General features: G+C 65.0%; 1 protein-coding gene. It reads right to left on the bottom strand.

The features are described 5' to 3' along the window. Positions 1–15: 15 nt before the first annotated feature. Positions 16–965, bottom strand: a protein-coding gene (locus VRZ77_RS21700; RefSeq protein ID WP_414594643.1) for an IS630 family transposase whose coding sequence is annotated in 2 segments (ribosomal slippage) — positions 16–623 and positions 623–965 — 951 coding nt in all. Because the reading frame shifts where the segments join, the coding sequence is not laid out codon by codon here. Positions 966–1,056: the final 91 nt, after the last annotated feature.

The raw sequence follows: 1,056 nt of genomic DNA, 5'->3' as shown, positions 1-1,056 counted from the left end.
TAGAGCATTTTCGGTTTAATCCGGCTCATACCCAGCCGCGGCGAAGAAATTTGCGGCTTCGTTTGGCGTGACGAGGTCGATGAGGCGGCCGATGGCGTCCCATAAGGCCGGGATGGATCGCTCGGCGGCTTTTCTCAGGAGGGCTTTCAGCTTGGAGAAGGCCATCTCGATCGGGTTGAAGTCGGGACTGTAGGGCGGCAGGTAGAGCAGGCTCGCGCCGACCGCCTCGATCATCTCGCGCACCCTCGGCCCCTTGTGGCTGGAGAGGTTGTCCATGACGACGACATCGCCTGCTGCCAGTTCCGGAACCAGCACCTTGGCAACGTAGGTCTCGAAGGCGTTGCGGTCGATCGGGCCGTCGAGCACGAAGGGCGCGGCAATACCGGTCAGGCGCAGACCGGCGACGAAGGTGGTCGTTTTCCAATGGCCGTGGGGTACGCCCGAGCGAAGCCGCTCGCCCTTCATCGAGCGGCCGCGTCGGCGCGCCATATTGGTGGAGGCCCAGGTCTCGTCGATGAAGATCAGGCGCGCCGGGTCGAGTTCGGGCTGGCCGTCGAACCACGCTTCGCGTCTGCTCGCGACGTCCGGCCTGTCCTGCTCGCTGGCGTGCGCGGTCTTTTTTTGAATGTCAGGCCGCAGCGGTCGAGGAAGGTCCAGACCGTGCCGACGCCGGCGCTCGTGCCGCGCTCGGCGACCAGCCTCTCCCTGATCTCGGCGATGGTGATGTCATCCTTCTCCGCAATCCAGCCGAGGATCGCCTCGCGATGGATGTCGAGCTTCGAGCCTTTCGGCTGCCCGCGCGGCCTGGCCACCCGCGAGCCTGTCTCTCGCGCGCGGCGCACCCAGACGATGGCGGTCGCGATCCCCACGCCGAAACGCGCTGCAGCAGCGCGCGCTGAAAGCGCCTCCTTCAGCGACGCATCAATCACCCGATCCCGCAAATCCTGGCTGTAGGCGCGCGACATGATCCATCTCCACCACTCCGAACGCGAAGGAAGCAGACATGCCGCGATTTGGGAATCCCGCTCTGAATCGGATCAGCCAGAAACCGCTCTA

The sequence above is a fragment of the Ancylobacter sp. G4_0304 genome, assembly GCF_047501495.1.
Classification (GTDB): Bacteria; Pseudomonadota; Alphaproteobacteria; order Rhizobiales; family Xanthobacteraceae; genus Ancylobacter.
The sequence above is the reverse complement of the archived record's forward strand: the minus strand, read 5'-3'. Positions and strand labels throughout refer to the sequence as shown.